We start from the raw sequence: 18,633 nt of genomic DNA on the forward strand, positions 1-18,633 counted from the left end.
GGTGCGCCCGCGGGCTGCCGACCGGCCCGCCGGGCCCGCGCGCCGCCGCCACGCCCGAAGGACGACACCTCCATGACGGACCTGCACGACCAGCGCACACCGGAGCCCGCCGCGCCCCCGGCCGGCACCGAGCACGCCACCCGGCACGTCCCCCTCGGCGAGCTGTTCGCCGCGTGGGTGCGGCGCGACCCGCACGCACCGGCGGTGACCGACGGCCGGCGCACCTGGTCCTACCGGCAACTGGCCCGGCGCGCCGAGCGGCTGGCCGGCCACCTCGTCCGCGCCGGCGCCGGACCGGAACGCACCGTGGCCCTGGTGCTGCCGCGCTCCATGGAGCTGATCGCCGCCGAACTCGCCGTGTCCCTCGCGGGCGCCGCCTTCCTGCCCGTCGACCCCGGCTACCCCGCCGAACGGCGCGCGCTGATGCTCACCGACGCGGCGCCGGCCGTCGTACTGGACGATCCCGCCCGGGTGCGCGCCCTGCTGGAGGAGGAACCCGCCGGCGCGGCGCCCCCGTTCGAGCGCCCGCTGCCCGACCAGGCGGCGTACGTCATCTACACCTCCGGCTCCACGGGCACCCCCAAGGGCGTCACCGTCACCCACCGCGGCATCAGCGGCTTCACGGCGGCCGCCGCACGGCGCTACGACGTCGGCCCCGGCGACCGCGTGCTGCAGTTCTCCTCGCCCAGCTTCGACGCCTCCGTGCTGGAGCTGTGCATCTCCGTGCTGTCCGGCGCCCTCCTGGTCGTCCCGCCGGACGGGCCCTGGCTCGGCGACGAACTGGCCGCCGTCCTCGACGAGCACCGCATCAGCCACACCCTGATCCCCCCGGCCGCCCTGGCCACCCTGCCCGACCCGGCGGACCTCGGCGGCCTCCCCCGTCTGCGCACGCTGATCGTCGGGGCCGAGGCGTGCCCGGCCGCGCTCGTCGACCGGTGGGCGCCCGGCCGCCGCATGATCAACTCGTACGGCCCGACCGAGGCCACCATCGTCGCCACCTGGACCGGACCGCTGACCGCGGGCACCGGCACCCCCGCCATCGGCGGCCCCCTGCCCGGCACCGAGGCCCACGTCCTCGACCCGGTGATGCGGCCCGTGCCCCCCGGCGCCGAGGGCGAACTGTACGTCGGCGGCGACGGGCTGGCCCGCGGCTACCTCGGCCGTCCCGGCCTCACCGCCTCCCGGTTCGTCGCCCACCCGTCCGGCCCGCCCGGCGCCCGGCTCTACCGCACCGGCGACCTCGTGCGGCAGCGCGCCGACGGCGAACTCGAGTACCTCGGCCGGGCCGACCGGCAGGTCAAGGTGCGCGGCTTCCGCATCGAGCCCGGCGAGATCGAGGCGGCGCTGCTGCGCGACCCGGCCGTGCGCGAGGCCGTCGTCGTGGTCCGCGAGGAGGAACCGGCCCGCGGCCGGCTCGTCGGCTACGTCACCCCCGCCGACGCCGCCGCCCGCCCCGAACCCGCCCGGCTGCGCACCGCCCTCGCCGCCGCCCTCCCCGCCCACATGGTCCCCTCGGCCGTCGTGGTCCTGGACGAACTCCCGCTCACCCCGCAGCACAAGATCGACCGCAGAGCCCTGCCCGCCCCGGGCAGCGTCAGATCCGACGGCCACGTCGAGCCGCGCACCGACCGGGAGCGGGCGCTCGCCGCGATCTGGGCCGACGTCCTCGGCGTCGACGCCGTCGGCGCGACCGACGACTTCTTCGACCTGGGCGGCGACTCGATCCTCGCCGCCCGCGCCCTGTCCCGCATCCGCGAGGACCTCGGCGCCCGCCTGTCCGTGCGGGACGTCTTCACCGCCCGCACCGTCGCCGGGCTCGCCCCCCTCACCGCCGCACCGGACGCCGCCGCGCCGCCGGAGCCGATCCCGGCCGTCCCGCGCGACCGGCCCGTCCCGCTGTCCGGCGCACAGCGCCGTCTGTGGTTCCTGGACGACCTCACCGACGGCGGCACCGAGTACAACACCGGCGTCGCGCTGCGGCTGCGCGGCCCGCTCGACGAGGCCGCCCTCGGCCGCGCCCTGGACCGGCTCGCCGCCCGCCACGACTCCCTGCGCACCACCTTCGCCACCGTCGACGGCCAGGGCGCCCAGACCGTCGCGCCCCACGCGGCCCTGCCCCTGCGCACGGCGGACGTCCCGCCCGTGCCCGACGACCGCCGCGACGAGGCCGTGGAGCGCCTGCTCACCGAGGAGCTGAGCCGCCCCTACGACCTGACGACCGGCCCCCTGACCCGCGCCCTCCTCGTCCGCCGTGCGGCCGAGGACCACGTCCTGCTGCTGGCCCAGCACCACATCGTCACCGACGGCTGGTCGGTGGGCGTCCTCACCCGCGACCTCGCGGCGCTCTACCGCGCGGAGGCGGACGGCGAACCCGACGGTCTGCCCCGGCCGGCCGTGCAGTACCCCGACTTCGCCGCCTGGGAGCAGCGGCGGCACACCGAGGACGCCGACGCCGACGACCTCGCCTACTGGAAGCGCCACCTGGCCGGCCTCCAGCAGCTGGAACTGCCCACCGACCGGCCCCGCCCGCCCGTGCGCACCACCGCCGGCGCGGCACTGCGCCACCACCTCCCGCGCGGACTCGTCGAGCGGCTGCGCCGGTTGGCGGCGGGCCGGGGCACCACCGTGTTCACCCTGTACGCCGGGGCGGCGGCCGTGCTGTTCTCCCGCCACTCGGGGCAGCGGGACGTGGCGTTCGGGACCGTCACCAACGGGCGGGGCCGCCGCGAACTCGAGGACGTCACCGGCTTCTTCGCCAACACCGTGGTGCTGCGCGGCGAGGTGGACGACGCCACCACGGTCGACCGCTTCGTGGAGTCCATGCGCGCCACCGTGCTGGACGCCTTCGCCCACGACGGGGTGCCCTTCGACCGGGTGGTCGAGGAACTCGCCCCGCCGAGGGACCCCAGCCGGACCCCGCTGGTGCAGGTGATGGTGGTGCAGCAGACGGCGCCCGTCCGGCCGCCGCTCGCCGCCGGGGTGCGGATCGAGGAGCATCCGCTGCCCCGCCCGGCCGCCCGCTTCGACCTGGTCCTGGAGTTCGCGCCGCGCGCCGACGGCGGCTGCGAGCTGACGGCCGAGTTCAACACCGACCTGTTCGACGCGGGCACCGTGGCCCGCATGACCCGGCAGCTGCACCGGCTGCTGGAGGGCATGGCCGACGGCCCGCAGCGGACGCTGGCCGAACTGCCCCTGCTCTCGGACGACGAGTGGCGCACCCTGCTCGACTCCTGGAACCCGCCCGCCCCGCCCGCCGGACCGGGCGACACCCTGCCCGCGCTGTTCGAGGCTCAGGCGGCCCGCACCCCCGACCGGACCGCCGTGACCTGCGGCGCCGTCCGCCTCGACTACGCCGAGGTCAACCGGCGCGCCAACCGGCTCGCCCGGCTGCTCGCGGCCCGCGGCGCCGGCCCCGAGTCCCTGGTTGCGCTCTGCCTGCCCCGCTCGGCCGACCTGGTGCCGGTGCTGTGGGCGGTGCTGAAGTCGGGCGCCGGCTATCTCCCGGTCGACCCCGCCTACCCGGCCGAGCGCATCCGCCTGATGCTCGCCGACGCCGCCCCCGCCCTGGTCGTCGCCACCCGGGAGACGGCGCACGCGCTGCCCGAGGGCTGCGCGCCGCTGCTGCTGGAGGACGCGACCGCGGCCCCGGACCCCGCCGACGCCGGCGACCTCACCGACGCCGACCGCACCCGCCCCCTGCACCCGGCCCATCCCGCGTACGTCATCTACACCTCCGGGTCGACCGGCCGGCCCAAGGGCGTCGTCGTCGCCCACCGCAGCGCCGCCGAGCTGGCCGTGTGGGCGCGCGAGCGGTTCGGGCCCGAGCGGCTGTCGCACGTCGTCGCCTCCACCTCCCTCAACTTCGACGTGTCGGTCTTCGAGCTGCTGTGCCCGCTCACCGCGGGCGGCAGCGTCGAGGTCGTCGCCGACCTGCCCTCCCTCGCCGACGCCGAGACGCCGCGCCGGGCCGGACTCCTCAGCGGCGTCCCCTCGGTGATCTCCCGGATGCTCGCGGCGGGCACAACGCCCGTCGAGGCGGACACGGTCGTACTGGCCGGGGAGGCGCTGCCCGCGCAGACCCTGCGGGACCTCAAGAACGCCATGCCCGAGGCCGAGGCGGCGAACCTCTACGGCCCCACCGAGGCCACCGTCTACGCCACCGCCTGGTTCGCCGACGGCGCCGTGCCCGACCACGCCCCGCCGATCGGCCGGCCCGTCGCCCGCACCCGCGCCTACGTCCTGGACCGGCTGCTGCGCCCCCAGCCGCCCGGCGTCCCCGGCGAGCTGTACCTGGGCGGGGGCGGACTCGCCCGCGGCTATCTGCGCCGCCCCGGCCTGACCGCCGCCCGCTTCGTCGCCGACCCGTTCGGCGCGCCGGGGGAGCGCATGTACCGCACCGGCGACCTGGTGCGCTGGAACGCCGCGGGCGAGCTGGAGTACCTCGGCCGGATCGACCAGCAGGTCAAGGTGCGCGGCTTCCGCATCGAACTCGGCGAGGTCGAGGAGACCCTGCTGCGCTGCGCCGGCGTGGCCGAGGCGGCGGCGAGCGTCCGGGAGGACGACGGCAACCGCCGCCTGATCGGCTACGTCGTCCCGGCGCCCGGCGCCCGCGTGGAACCGGAGGCGGTGCGCCGCGAACTGGGCCGCACCCTGCCCGACTACATGGTGCCCTCGGCCGTGCTGGTGCTGCCCGCCCTGCCGCTCAACCCCAACGGCAAGCTGGACCGCGGCCGGCTCCCCGACCCCGGCCCCGCCGCGCCCGCCGCGCGCCACGTCGCCCCGCGCACCCCCACCGAGCGGACCCTCGCCGCGATCTGGGCGGACGTCCTGCACATGGAACGGGTCGGGGCGGACGACAACTTCTTCGCGCTCGGCGGCGACTCCATCCTCTCCATCCAGGTCGTGGCCCAGGCCAGACAGGCCGGCCTCACCGTCACCTCCCGCGACGTCTACCGGCACCAGACCGTCGCCGCCCTGGCCCGCTGCGCCGACGCCGCCGCAAGCCGGCGGCCCGCCGTCGCCGCGGCGCCCGTCGAGCCCACCGGCCCCGCGCCGCTGACGCCCATCCAGCGCTGGCTCTTCGACAGCGCCGCCGACCGCGCCGGGCACTTCGCCCAGGCCCTGTCGGTGGAGCTGCGCGAGCCCGTGGACACGGCCGCGCTCGAGAACGCCCTCAACGACCTGGTCGCCCACCACGACGCCCTGCGCTCCCGTTTCGTCCCCGGCGACGACGGCGTGCGCTGGCACATCGACGCCCACGCCCCCCGCTTCCGGCTCGCCCGCCACACCGGCCCGGAGGCCGCCACCCCGCACTTCGGCCCCTTCGACCTGGCCCACGGCCCGCTGCTGCGCGCGGTCCTGCACGACCGCGGCCCCGGCCTGCCCGCCGTGCTGCACCTGGCCGTCCACCACCTGGTGGTCGACGGCGTGTCCTGGCGGCTGCTGCTGGAGGACCTCGACCGCGCCTACCGCGCCCGCAGCGCCGGCCTGGACGGCGCGGCGGCCCTGCCCGGCAAGTCCTCCCCGCTGCGCCAGTGGGCCGAGCGCCTCGCCGCGCACGCCGCGTCGGGCGGATTCGACGACGAACGCGCCTACTGGACCAGGGCGACGGAAGGCGCCGTCGCCGCCCTCCCCGCCGACCGGACGGGCGCCGGCGCCTACGCCTCCGCCCGCTCGGTCACCGTGCGGCTCGGCGCCGAGGACACCGAGGCGCTGCTGCGCACCCTTCCGGAGACCTACCGCACCCAGGCCAACGACGTGCTGCTCGCCGCCCTCGGCCGGGTGCTGTGCGGCTGGACCGGGCACGCCGGCGTACTCGTGGACGTCGAGGGACACGGCCGCGAGGAGCTGTTCGCCGACGTCGACACCAGCCGCACCGTCGGCTGGTTCACCACCCGCCACCCGGTCGCCCTCGCCGTCCCGCCGGACGCGCCCTGGGACGCCGTGCTCAAGCAGGTCAAGGAGCAGCTGCGGGCCATACCCCGGCACGGTCTCGGCCACGGCGTCCTGACCACCCTGCCGGACGCCGGCGCCCGGCTCCCGTCCGAGCCCGCGCAGATCAGCTTCAACTACCTCGGCCGCATCGCGCTGCCGCAGACCCCGGACGGTCTGTACGCGGCCCCGCTGCGCCCCCTCGAGCTGGACGCCGACCCCCTCGCCGCACGTCCGCACCCGCTGGAGGTCGTCGGCCAACTCGACGGCGACGGCCTGGAGTTCACCTGGTTCTACTCCGACGAGCTGCACCGGCGGGAGACCGTCGCCGGCCTCGCCGAGCGGTTCGCCGCGGCGCTCGCCGACCTCGCCCGCCACGCCGCCACTCCGGGCGCCGCCGGACGCACCCCGTCCGACTTCCCGCTGGCCCCGCTCGACCAGGCCGCCGTCGACCGGATCGCCGGCGACGACCCCGCCGCGGTGGAGGACGTCCACCCGCTCACGCCCACCCAGGCCGGGATGCTCTTCCACCGGCTCTCCCAGGACGACCGGGGCGTGTACTTCCAGCAGCTCACCTTCGTCCTCGACGGGGTCACCGACCCGGGCCTGCTGGCGGACGCCTGGCAGCAGGTCGCCGACCGCACGCCGGTGCTGCGCTCCCGCGTCGTCTGGCAGGACGTGCCCGAGCCGCTGCTCGTCGTGGAGCGCAGGGCGGCCGTGCCGGTGGAGCGGCTGGACTGGCGCACCCTGTCCGACGCCGAACGCGACGGCGCCCTGCGCGACCTGCTCGACCGCGACCGGGCCCGCGGCGTCGACCTCACCCGCGCCCCGCTGCAACGGCTCACGCTGGCCCGGCTCTCCGACGGCGCCGTGCGGGTCGTGTGGTCCTTCGACCACCTGATCCTGGACGGCTGGAGCCTCTTCCAGGTCCTCTCCGACGTTTTCGCTCGCCACGCCGCCCTGTCCGGCACGGCCCCGGACGGGCCGCTGCCCGACCGCCGCCCCTTCCGCGACTACGTGGCCTGGCTGCGCGAGCGCGACGACCGCGCCGAGGCCGAACGGCACTGGCGCGCCCGGCTGGACGGCCTGAGCGAGACGACCGCCCTGCCCTACGACCGCGAGCCGCGCGAGAGCCACCGCGCCGAGTCCACCGAGGCCGTGCGCGTCACCGTGCCCGAGGGGACCACCCGCGCGCTGGAGTCCCTCGCCCGGTCGGCCGGCCTCACCCTCAACACCCTGGTGCAGGGCGCCTGGGCCGTGCTGCTGGGCCGTCAGGCGGCCCGCGACGAGGTGGTGTTCGGCACCACCGTGTCCGGCCGGCCGCCCGAGCTGCCCGGCGCCGAGTCCATGAACGGCCTGTTCATCGCGACCCTGCCCACCCGCGTGACCGTGCCCCGCGACGGGACCCTGCTCGACTGGCTGGCCCGGCTCCAGCAGGAGCAGAGCGAGGACCGCCGCTTCGGCCACGTGCCCCTGCACCGGATGAGGGCGCTGACCGGACTCCCGGAACAGGCCCCCCTGTTCGACAGCATCGTGGTCTTCGAGAACTACCCGGTCGACGACGGACTCGCCGCCGCGCACGGACTGCGGCTGACCGGCCTGGACGGCGTCGAGACCACCAACTACCCGCTGAGCCTGGTGGCCTACCCCGGCGCCGCGCTCACCCTGCGCCTCGGCTACGACCCGGACCTCTTCGACACCGCCACCGTCGAGCGCCTGGCCGAGTACCTCGCCGTCCTGCTGGAGAACGTCGCCGCCGCGCCCGGGAGCGCCCCGGCCCGGCTGCCGCTGCTGACGCCCGCCCGCCGCGAGCAGGTGCTCCACGCGTGGAACGACACCGCCACCGACGCCCCGGCGGCGACCACGGCCGCCCTCTTCGCCGCGCAGGTACGACGCACCCCGGACGCCCTCGCGCTGCTGGCCGGCGACGAGCGGCTCACCTACCGGCAGCTCGACGACCGCGCCCGGACGCTGGCCGCACGGCTGGCCGCGCTCGGGGTGCGGCCCGAGGTCTGCGTCGGCGTCCTGATGGACCGCTCGGCCGCCCTGGTCGTCACCCAGGTCGCCCTCGCCCGCCTCGGCGGCGTCTACGTCCCCCTCGACGGCCGGGCCCCGCGGGAGCGGCTGCGCACCATGCTCCGCGAGGCCGGCGCCGGCCTGCTGCTCGCGGACGGCGCCTGGGAGGAGACCGCCGCGGACCTGCTGCCGGACGGCCGGGTGCTGCGACCCGACACCGAGGCCGCCGACGCGCACGCACCCGACCCCGCGTTCCGGGTGGACCCGGACAACGTGCAGTACCTGATGTTCACCTCCGGCTCCACCGGCGCCCCCAAGGGCGTGGCCGCCCGCCAGCGGGACGTGGCCGCGCTCGCCCTCGACCGCGCCTTCGCCGGCCACGACCGGGTCCTGGTGCACTCCCCGCACGCCTTCGACGCCTCCACCTACGAGGTGTGGACGCCGCTGCTGCGCGGCGGCACGGCCGTGCTCGCCCCGCCGGGCGACCTGGAGGCCGCCGCCGTGCGCCGCGCGATCGGCGAACAGGGGGTGACCTGCCTGTTCCTGACGGTGGGTCTGTTCCGTCTGCTCGCCCAGGAGGACCCCGCGTGTCTGCGCGGCGCACGGGAGGTGTGGACCGGCGGCGAGGCCGTCCCCGGATCCGCCGTACGGCGCGTGCTGGACGCCTGCCCCGATCTCACCGTCGTGGACGTGTACGGCCCCACCGAGACCACCACCTTCGCCACCCGGCGGGCCTTCCGCGCCCACGACACGCTGCCCGCGACGCTGCCCATCGGCCGCCCCCTGGACGACACCCGCGTCTACGTCCTCGACGCCGCGCTCCAGCCCCAACCGCCCGGCGTGCCCGGCGAGCTGTACCTGGCCGGCGCCGGACTGGCCCGCGGCTACGCCGGACGCCCCGGCGCGACCGCGGCCCGCTACCTCGCCGACCCGTACGGCCCGCCCGGCTCCCGCATGTACCGCACCGGCGACATCGTGCGCTGGAGCGCGGACGGCGAACTGCACTTCGTCGGACGCGCCGACGACCAGATCAAGATCCGCGGATTCCGCGTGGAACCCGCCGAGATCGAGGCCCGGCTCACCGCGCTCGGCGAGATCGCCGAGGCCGTGGTGTCGGCCTTCCGGCACGCGGGCCGCACCCGCCTGGTCGCCCACCTGGTGCCCGCCCCCGGCGCGGCCGTCCCGCCGGCGGCCGAGCTGCGCGACCGCCTCGCGGGCGAACTGCCCGACTACATGGTCCCGGCCGCGTTCGTCACCGTCGCCGAGCTGCCCCTGACCGCGAACGGCAAGGTCGACCGGCGCCGGCTGCCCGACCCGGACCTCTCGGCCGCCGCCGACACCGCCTACCGGGCGCCGAGCAGTGACGCCGAGCGGGTGCTCGCCGGCATCTGGGCCGAACTCCTCGGCGTGCCGCGGGTCGGTGTGGACGACAACTTCTTCATGCTGGGCGGCGACTCGATCGTCAGCATCCAGGTCGTCTCCCGCGCCCGCACCGCCGGGCTCGCGCTCTCCCCGAGGGACCTGTTCCGGCACCCGACGCTCGCCGCCCTGGCCACCGCCGCGACCGGGGCCGCCGCGACCGTCGCGGGCACCGGACCGGTGAGCGGCGAGGTCGGGCTCACCCCCATCCAGAGCTGGTTCCTGGACGCCGAGCCGCCCCGGCCGGAGTACTTCAACCAGTCCGTGGTCGTGGAGACGCCCGAGGACGTCGACGCCGACGCGCTGAGCGCGGCCCTCGCCGCCCTGTGGGCCCACCACGACGCCCTGCGCGCACGGTTCGCCCGCGCGGCGGACGGGAACTGGCGTCAGGAATACGCCGCCCCGGACACCGAGGCCCCGGGGCTGCTGCGGGCGCACGACCTGAGCGGCCTCGACACGGAGGCGGCCGAGGCGGCCGAGGCGCGCTTCTCCCACGAGGCCCACACCGGCTTCCGGCTGGAGACCGGCCCGCTGATCGCCGCCCGGCTGTTCACCCGCGCGGGCCGCCCCGCCCGCCTGCTGCTGACCGCCCATCACCTGATCGTGGACGGCGTCTCCTGGCGCATCCTCCTGGAGGACCTGGAGACCGCCTACCGGCAGGCCCTGGCGGGGGAGCCGATACGGCTGCCGCAGCGCACCACCTCCGTGCGGGAGTGGGTGCGGCGCCTCGCCGAACGCGCCGGCGAGTCGGACCTCGCCGCGCAGCGCGCCCACTGGCAGGCCGTGTCACGGCACTGCGCCGACCCGCTGCCCGTCGACCTCGACGGCGGCAACACCGCCGCCGACCTGCGCGCCGTCACCGTGCGTCTGGACCGCCGGCGCACCGACGACCTCCTGCGCAAGGTCCCCGGCGTCTACCGCACCCGCATCGACGACGTCCTGCTGACCGCCCTCGGCCGGGTGCTGGCCGACTGGACCGGACGCGGCACGGTCGCCGTGGGCCTGGAGGGCCACGGCCGCGAGGACCGCCTCTTCGACGACCTCGACCTGTCCCGCACGGTCGGCTGGTTCACCAGCCTCTTCCCGGTCGCCCTCGCACTGCCCGACGGCGGCTGGGGCGACGCGCTGAAGTCCGTGAAGGAGCAACTGCGGGCCGTGCCCGACCGGGGCGTCGGGTACGGCGTCCTGCGCCACCTCGCGGGCGACGGGCCGCTCGCCGCCGCGCCCATGCCCGGCATCAGCTTCAACTACCTGGGCCGGTTCGACTGGTCCGCCGACACCGGAGCGCTGGTCCGCGCCGTGCCGGGCGGCCTGGACGGCGCCGAGGACCCCGGCTCGCCGCGCCCGCACCTGCTGGACGTGGTGGCCCGCGTCGAAGGCGACGAGCTGGAGATCGCCTGGCACTACAGCGCCGGACGCCACCGCGAGGAGACCGTCGCCGCGCTCGCCGAGGGCATGCTGCGCTCGCTGGAGGAGATCGTCGCGCACTGCGCCGCACCCGGCGCGGGCGGCCGTACGCCCTCGGACTTCCCGCTGGCCCGGCTCGACCAGGCCGCCGTGGACCGCGTCGTCGGCGACGGGCGCACGGTCGAGGACGTGTACCCGCTCACGCCGATGCAGGCCGGGATGCTCTTCCACAGCCTCCTGGACCCCCAGGCCCGCACCTACGTCAACCAGGTGCAGGTCGTGCTGCACGGCGTCACCGACCCGCACGCGCTCGCCGAGGCCTGGCGGCGCACCGCGGACGCCAACCCGATCCTGCGCACCCGTCTGGTGTGGCAGGAGACCGCCGAACCCCTCCAGGTCGTGGAGCGCCGGGCCGTCGTGCCCGTCGCCCACCACGACTGGACCGCACGGTCCGAGGCACAGCGGGCCCGGGACATGGAGGCGCTGCTCGACGCCGACCGGCGGGCCGGGATCGACCTCGGCGCGGCCCCGCTGATGCGGCTCGCGCTGATCCGGCTCGCACCGGACCGGGTGCGCATGGTGTGGACGTTCCACCACGTCCTGCTCGACGGCTGGAGCGCCGCCCAGGTCTTCGACGAGGTGTGCGAGCGGTACGCGGCCCTGACCACCGGGCGCCGCCCGCACGTTCCCGACCGGGCGCCCTTCGCCGGCTACCTGCGCTGGCTGGCCGGCCAGGACACCGGCCGCGCCGAGCGCTACTGGCGCGAGACCCTCGCCGGGTTCGCCGTCCCCACCGAACTCCCGCGCGACAGGCGTCCCGCCGAGGCCCACCGCGCGTCCTCCTCGGGCACGGTCCGGGTGTCCCTCGGCCGGGAGGTGTCGGCCCGGCTGAAGGAGACCGCGCAGCAGGCCGGGCTGACCGTCAACACGGTGCTCCAGGGCGCCTGGGGACTGCTGCTGCACCACTACGGCGGCGGCGACGACGTCGTCTTCGGCACGACCGTCTCCGGCCGCCCGGCCGAACTGCCCGGCGTCACCTCCATGGTGGGCCTGTTCATCAACACCGTGCCGACCCGGCTGCGGATCGACGGGAGCCGGCCCGTGCTGCAGTGGCTCGGCGAGGTGCAGGCAGCCCAGTCGGAGGCCCGACGGCACGACTTCGTCTCCCTCGCCCAGCTGCAGACGTGGAGCGACGTCCCGGGCGGGGCGAGCCTGTTCGACAGCATCGTCGTCTTCGAGAACTACCCCTTCGACGCGGACGCGCTGGCCCGGCACGGACTCGCCGTCGAGATGGAGAGCGACCTCGAGCCGACCAACTACCCGCTCAGCGTGGTCGTCGCCCCCGGCGACGACGTGACGGTCTCCCTCGACTACGACCCGGCGGCCTTCGACGCCGCCACCGTCGAAGGCATCGGCGCGAGCCTGCGCACCCTGCTCACGCAGATCACCGCCGACACCGGCCGCCGCCTGGCCGACCTCGCCCCGCTCGACCCGGCCGACGCGCGCCGGCTGCTCGACCGGTTCGCCGGTCCGGTGGCCGAGCTGCCGCGCCGCACTCTCCCGGACGCCTTCGCGGCCCAGGCGGCCCGCACCCCGGACGCCCCCGCCGTGACCGCGGGCGCCGACCGGCTCACGTACCGGGAGCTCGACGAGCGCGCCAACCGCGTGGCCCGCCTCCTCGTCGAGGCCGGCGCCGGGCCCGAGCGGTTCGTCGCACTGGCCCTGCCCCGCACCGCCGACCTGATCGTGGCGCTCCTCGCGGTCCTCAAGAGCGGCGCCGCCTACCTGCCGGTCGACCCCGGGCACCCGGCCGAACGCATCGCCTTCCTCTTCGACGACGTACGCCCCGGCGCGGTGATCACCTGCGCGGAGACGTCCGGCCGGCTGCCCGACGGCCCGCACACGCGGATCGTCCTGGACGACCCGGACTGGGCCGCACGCCTGGCCGCCGCGTCCCCCGCCCCCCTCGGCGACGCCGACCGGCGCGGCCCGCTGCTGCCGGACCACCCCGCCTACGTCATCCACACCTCCGGCTCCACCGGCCGGCCCAAGGGCGTCGTCGTCCCCCACGCCTCCGTGGTCGCGCTGACCGACTGGGCGGCGGGCGAGTTCACCGGCCGGGGGCTCGGCCACGTGGTGGCGTCCACCTCGCTCAACTTCGACGTGTCGGTGTTCGAGATCCTCTCGCCGCTGCTGTCCGGCGGGCACGTGGAGGTCGTCCGCGACCTGCTGGCGCTCGCCGAACGGCCCGGCCCGTGGCGGGCGGGACTGCTCAGCGCGGTCCCCTCCGCGCTGGGCCGGCTGCTCGCCGAGGGCACCGTGCGCGTCACGGCCGACACCGTGGTCCTCGCCGGGGAGGCGCTGCCCGCGCGGGCCGTGCGCCAGGTGCGCGAGGCGATACCGGGCTGCCGCGTCATGAACATCTACGGCCCCACCGAGGCCACCGTCTACGCCACCGCCTTCACCTGCGACCCGGCCGACCCCGACCGCGTCCCGCCCATCGGCCGGCCCCTCGGCGGCGCCCGCGCCTACGTCCTGGACGCCCGGCTGCGCCCGGTGCCGCCCGGCGCCCCCGGCGAGCTGTACCTCGCCGGCACCGGAGTGGCCCGCGGCTACCTGCGCCGGCCCGGACTGACCGCGTCCCGCTTCCTGGCCGACCCCTACGGCGCGCCCGGCAGCCGCATGTACCGCACCGGCGACCTGGTCCGCCAGTCGGCCGACGGCGACCTGGTCTACCTGGGCCGCGGCGACGACCAGGTGAAGGTCCGCGGCTTCCGCATCGAACTCGGCGAGGTCGAGGCCGCCCTCGCCCGGCACCCGCAGGTGGCGCAGGCCGCCGCACGCGTCGTGGAACAGGACGGCCACAAACGCCTCGTCGGCTACGCCGTGCCCCGGGGCGGCGACGCGCCCGCGCCGGCCGACCTGCGCGCCTTCCTCGCCCGCACCCTCCCCGACCACCTGGTCCCGGCCGTGGTGGTGCCGCTGGAGCGGCTGCCGCTGGGCGCCACCGGCAAACTGGACCGGCGCGCGCTGCCCGAACCGCGGTGGTCCGCCCCCGCCTCGGAAGGCGGACGCCCGCCCCGCACCGGCGCCGAGCACACCCTCGCCACGATCTGGTCCGAGGTGCTGGGCGTGCCCGAAGTCGGCGCGGACGACAACTACTTCGCGCTCGGCGGCGACTCCATCCTCGGCATCCGCATCGTCTCCGCCGCCCGCCGGGCCGGCCTCGCGCTCACCCCGCGGCACCTGTTCCGGCACCAGACGGTCGCCGAACTCGCCGCAGCCGTCGAGGAGTCCGACGCCGGGACCGCGCCCGCCGCCGACCAGGGGCCGGTCGTCGGGGACGTCCCGCTCACCCCCGTACAGCACTGGATGTTCGACACCCTCACCGGCGACCCGGCCCACTTCACCCAGGCCGTCTCCTTCCAACTGGTCGCCGACGCCGACGAGTCCGCGCTGCGGGAAGCGCTCGCCGCGGTGCTGGAGCACCACGACGCCCTGCGCCTGCGCTACGACCCGGCCGGCGACGGGCGGTGGCGTCAGTACGGCACCGCGCCCGGCGACGCCCCCCACCTGGAGGTGCACGAGGCGCCCGAGGAGGCCCAGGCCGTGGCCGCCGGCCTGTGCGCCGGGTTCGACCTGACGCGGGGCCCGCTGCTGCGGGCGGCCCTGTGCCGCCCCGGCGAGGACCGGCCGCCGGTGCTGCTGCTGGCCGCCCACCACCTGGTCGTCGACGCCGTGTCCTGGCGGGTGATCCTGGAGGACCTCGACACCGCCTACCGCGCCCTGCGCGCCGGCTCGGCGCCCGACCTCGGCCCGAAGACGACGTCCTTCCGGGACTGGGCCCGGCGCCTGGCCGCCCACACCGCGGCCGGCGGCTTCGACGACGAGATCGCCCACTGGAGCGCCCTGCGCCCCACCCCCCTGCCCACCGACCTCGACGGCGGCAACACCGCCGCCGACGAGGAGACGGTGACCGTGAGCCTCGGCGGCGAGGACACCCGCCGCCTCCTCCAGGACGTCCCCGACGTCTACCGCACCCGCGTCAACGACGTCCTGCTGTGCGCCCTCGGCCGTGTCCTCGCCCGCTGGACGGGGCAGGACCGGGTGGTGGTCGCCCTGGAGGGACACGGCCGCGAGGACCTGTTCGACGACGTCGACCTCGCCCGCACCGTCGGCTGGTTCACCACCATGCATCCCGTCGGCCTCGACGTGCCGCGCGACGCCGGCCCCGGCGCGGCCCTGAAGTCCGTCAAGGAGAGCCTGCGGGCCGTGCCGCGCGGGGGACTGGGCTACGGCGCCCTGCGCCACCTGCGCCCCGAGGCGGCCGGCGAGCTGCCCGAGCTGCCCCAGGTCGGCTTCAACTACCTGGGCCGGCAGGACTGGGACGCCGCCCCGGGCGGCCTGCTGCACGCGCCCCACGGCGGCCTGACCGGAGGCATGGACCGCTCCGCCGAGCGGCCCCACCTCATCGACGTCCTCGGCCGGGTCGCCGACAAGCGGCTGGAGTTCACCTGGTCCTACTCGCGCGGCGTGCACCGGCCCGACACCGTCGCCCGGCTGGCCGCCGAGACGGCCGAGGAACTGCGCGAGATCGTCCGGCACTGCGCCGAGCCCGGCGCGGGCGGCCGCACCCCCTCGGACTTCCCGCTCGCAGGGCTCGACCAGGCGGCCGTCGACCGGCTCGTCGGCACCGGACGCGACGTGGTCGACGTCTACCCGCTCACGCCCACCCAGACCGGCATGGTCGTGCACGCCCTGGACGAACCCGGCGAGGGCCTCTACACCGAACAGATCACGTTCGTGGCGGACGGCGTACGCGAGCCGGGGCTGCTGGCCGCCGCCTGGCAGCACGTCGTGGACCGCACGCCGGTCCTGCGCACCGCCGTCGCCCTGCACGGGGTGCCGGTCCCGCTCCAGACCGTGCACCGCCACGCCGTCCTGCCCGTCGCCCAACTCGACTGGAGCGCCGTGGCGCCGGCCGAGCGGGAGGAGCGGCTGCGACGGCTGCTCGACGAGGACCGCGCCCGCGGCGTCGCCCTCGACCGGCCCCCGCTGCTGCGCGTCACCCTCATCCGGCTCGGCCCGGACCGGGTGCGCGTCGTGTGGACCTTCCACCACGTCCTGCTGGACGGCTGGAGCGTCTTCCACGTCCTGGGCGACGTGCTGGCCGCGCACGCCGCGCTCGCCGCCGGAAGCGAGCCGCGACTGCCGGACCGCCGTCCCTTCGCCGACTACGCCGCCTGGCTCGCCGCGCGGGACACCGCCGCCGCCGAGGAGCACTGGAAGGCCGCCCTCGCCGGATACACCGCGCCCACCCCGCTGCCCTACGACCGCAGGCCCGCGCCCGGGGCCGCCGCCCGCTCGGGCACCTGGCTGTCGCGGCGGCTCGGCGCGCACGGCACGGCACGACTGACCGACTTCGCCCGCCGGCACCGCCTCACCCTCAACACGCTGGTCCAGGGTGCGTGGGCGCTGCTGCTGGCCCGCTGGAGCGGCGAGCGCGAGGTGTGCTTCGGCACGACCGTCTCCGGGCGGCCCGCCGACCTGCCGGGCGCCGACACCATCACCGGCCTGTTCATCACCACCCTGCCCGCCCGGGTCGCGGTGGACGAGGACGCGCCCTGCGCCGCGTGGCTGCGCGACATGCAGGCGGCACGGGCGGAGGACCGGCGCCACGACCACGTACCGCTGTCCGAGCTGCACCAGTGGAGCGAACTTCCCTCCGGCACCTCCCTCTTCGACAGCCTGCTGGTCTTCGAGAACTACCCGGTCGGCGACGCCACCGCCGGCGCGCACGGCGTCCGCATCCACGACCTCGACGCCCGCGAGGCCACCAACTACCCGCTCACGGTGGTGATCTCGCCCGGCGACGACCTGAGCGTCGAACTCGGCTACGACCCCCGCTACTTCGCGAAGTCCACCGCCGACGCCCTCGCCGCCCGGCTGATGCACGCCCTCGCCGCCCTCGCCGACGCCGACGACCCGGCCCCGCTGCACGCGGTGGACGTGCTGCCGCCCGCCGAACGCGAACGGCTGCTGCACGGCCCCGCCCGCCCCGAACTGCCGCCCGTGCCCCCGGCGACGCTGCCCGCGCTGATCGAGGCCGCCGCCGACCGCCGGCCGGACCGGCCCGCCCTCGCCACGACGGACACCACGCTGACCTTCGCCGAGGTGGAGGCGCACACCAACCGGCTCGCGCACCGGCTCATCGCGCGCGGCGCCGGACCCGGCGACATCGTCGCCCTCGTCCTGCCGCGCTCGGCGGACATGGTCCTCGCCCAGCTCGCCGTCGCCAAGGCCGGCGCCGCCTTCCTGCCGGTCGACCCCGGCTACCCGGCCGACCGCGTCGCCCTGATGCTGAGCGACGCCGACCCCGCCGTCACCCTCACCGCCGACGAGGTCGCCGCCCTGCTCGCGGCCCCGCCGGACGGCGTCCCCGGCCACCGGCCCACCGACGCCGACCGGGTCCGCCCCCTCGACCTGGACGACCCGGCGTACGTCATCTACACCTCCGGCTCCACCGGCACGCCCAAGGGCGTCGTCGTCACCCACCGCGGACTGGCCGCGTTCGCCGCCGCCGAGGCCGCCCACTACCGGGTCGGCCCCGGCGACCGGGTCCTCGCCTTCGCCACGCCCAGCTTCGACGCCTCCGTGCTGGAGCTGTGCATGTCCCTGCCGAGCGGCGCGGCCCTCGTCGTCCCGCCGCCCGGCCCGCTGCTCGGCGCCGAACTGGCGGACGTCCTGCGCACCGGACGCATCACCCACACGCTGCTGCCGCCCGCCGCGCTCGCCACCCTCCCGCCGGACACGCCCGGCACCCTGCCCGACCTGAACACCCTGATCGTCGGCGCGGACGCCTGCCGGGCCGAACTCGTCGCCCGCTGGGCCCCGCACCACCGGATGGTCAACTCCTACGGGCCCACCGAGGCGACCGTCGTCGCCACCTGGTCCGACCCGCTGGAACCGGACGGCGCCGCACCCCCCATCGGCCGCCCCCTGCCCGCCACCGCCGCCTACGTCCTCGACGCCCGGCTGCGCCCCGTGCCCGACGGCGTGCCCGGCGAACTCTGGCTCGCCGGACCGGCCCTGGCCCGCGGCTACCTGGGCCGCCCCGGACTGACCGCGTCCCGCTTCCTGGCCGACCCCTACGGCCCGCCCGGCAGCCGCATGTACCGCACCGGCGACCTGGTCCGCCGCGACGCCCGCGGCGAACTGCACTACCTGGGCCGCACCGACCACCAGCTCAAACTGCGCGGCCACCGCATCGAGGCCGGCGAGGTCGAGGCCACCCTCGTGCGCCACCCCGCGGTGCTCGACGCGGTGGTGAGCGTCCGCGAGGACGAACCCGGCCTGCCCCGGCTGGTGGCCCACCTGCTCGCCGCGCCCGGCGCCGACCGGCCCGCCGGCGCCGAGCTGCGGGCCTTCGCCGCCCGCACCCTGCCCGGTCACATGGTCCCCTCGGCCTTCGTGGTCCTGGACCGCTTCCCGCTGACCGAGAACGGCAAGACCGACCGGGCCGCCCTGCCCGCCCCGGCAGCCGGGACCGAGCCCCCGGCCGCCGGTCACGTGCCGCCGCGCACGCCCACCGAGGAGGTCCTGGCCGACCTGTGGGAGGAGGCGCTGGAGACCACCGTCGGCGCGGAGGACGACTTCTTCGCCCTCGGCGGCGACTCCCTGCGCGCCCTGCTCATCTCCTCCCGCGCCGGCGAGGCCTTCGGCGTGTCCCTCACGCCGCGGGACGTGCTGGTCACCCGCACCGTCGCCGCCCTGGCGGAGCTGGTGGAGGAGCAGGTGCTGAGCGAACTCGAAGACGCCGTACGCGGCGACAGCGACCACGACGAACGGTGAGGACCGACA

At 76.8% G+C, this 18,633-nt stretch carries 1 protein-coding gene; it reads left to right on the forward strand.

All coding sequences use genetic code 11. The annotated features are described in order from the left end of the window. Positions 1–72: 72 nt before the first annotated feature. Positions 73–18,624 (forward strand): non-ribosomal peptide synthase/polyketide synthase, encoded by an 18,552-nt coding sequence (locus ABZY13_RS24110; RefSeq protein ID WP_356634066.1) that lies wholly within the window; start codon positions 73–75, stop codon positions 18,622–18,624. Positions 18,625–18,633: the final 9 nt, after the last annotated feature.

Origin of the sequence: Streptomyces sp. NPDC006610 (genome assembly GCF_040611575.1) — a bacterium.
GTDB lineage: Bacteria > Actinomycetota > Actinomycetes > Streptomycetales > Streptomycetaceae > Streptomyces.

What these genes read in the sequence shown, in the direction of transcription:
- ABZY13_RS24110 (WP_356634066.1), top strand. Translation starts at nt 73, where the DNA reads ATGACGGACCTGCACGACCAGCGCACACCGGAGCCCGCCGCGCCCCCG.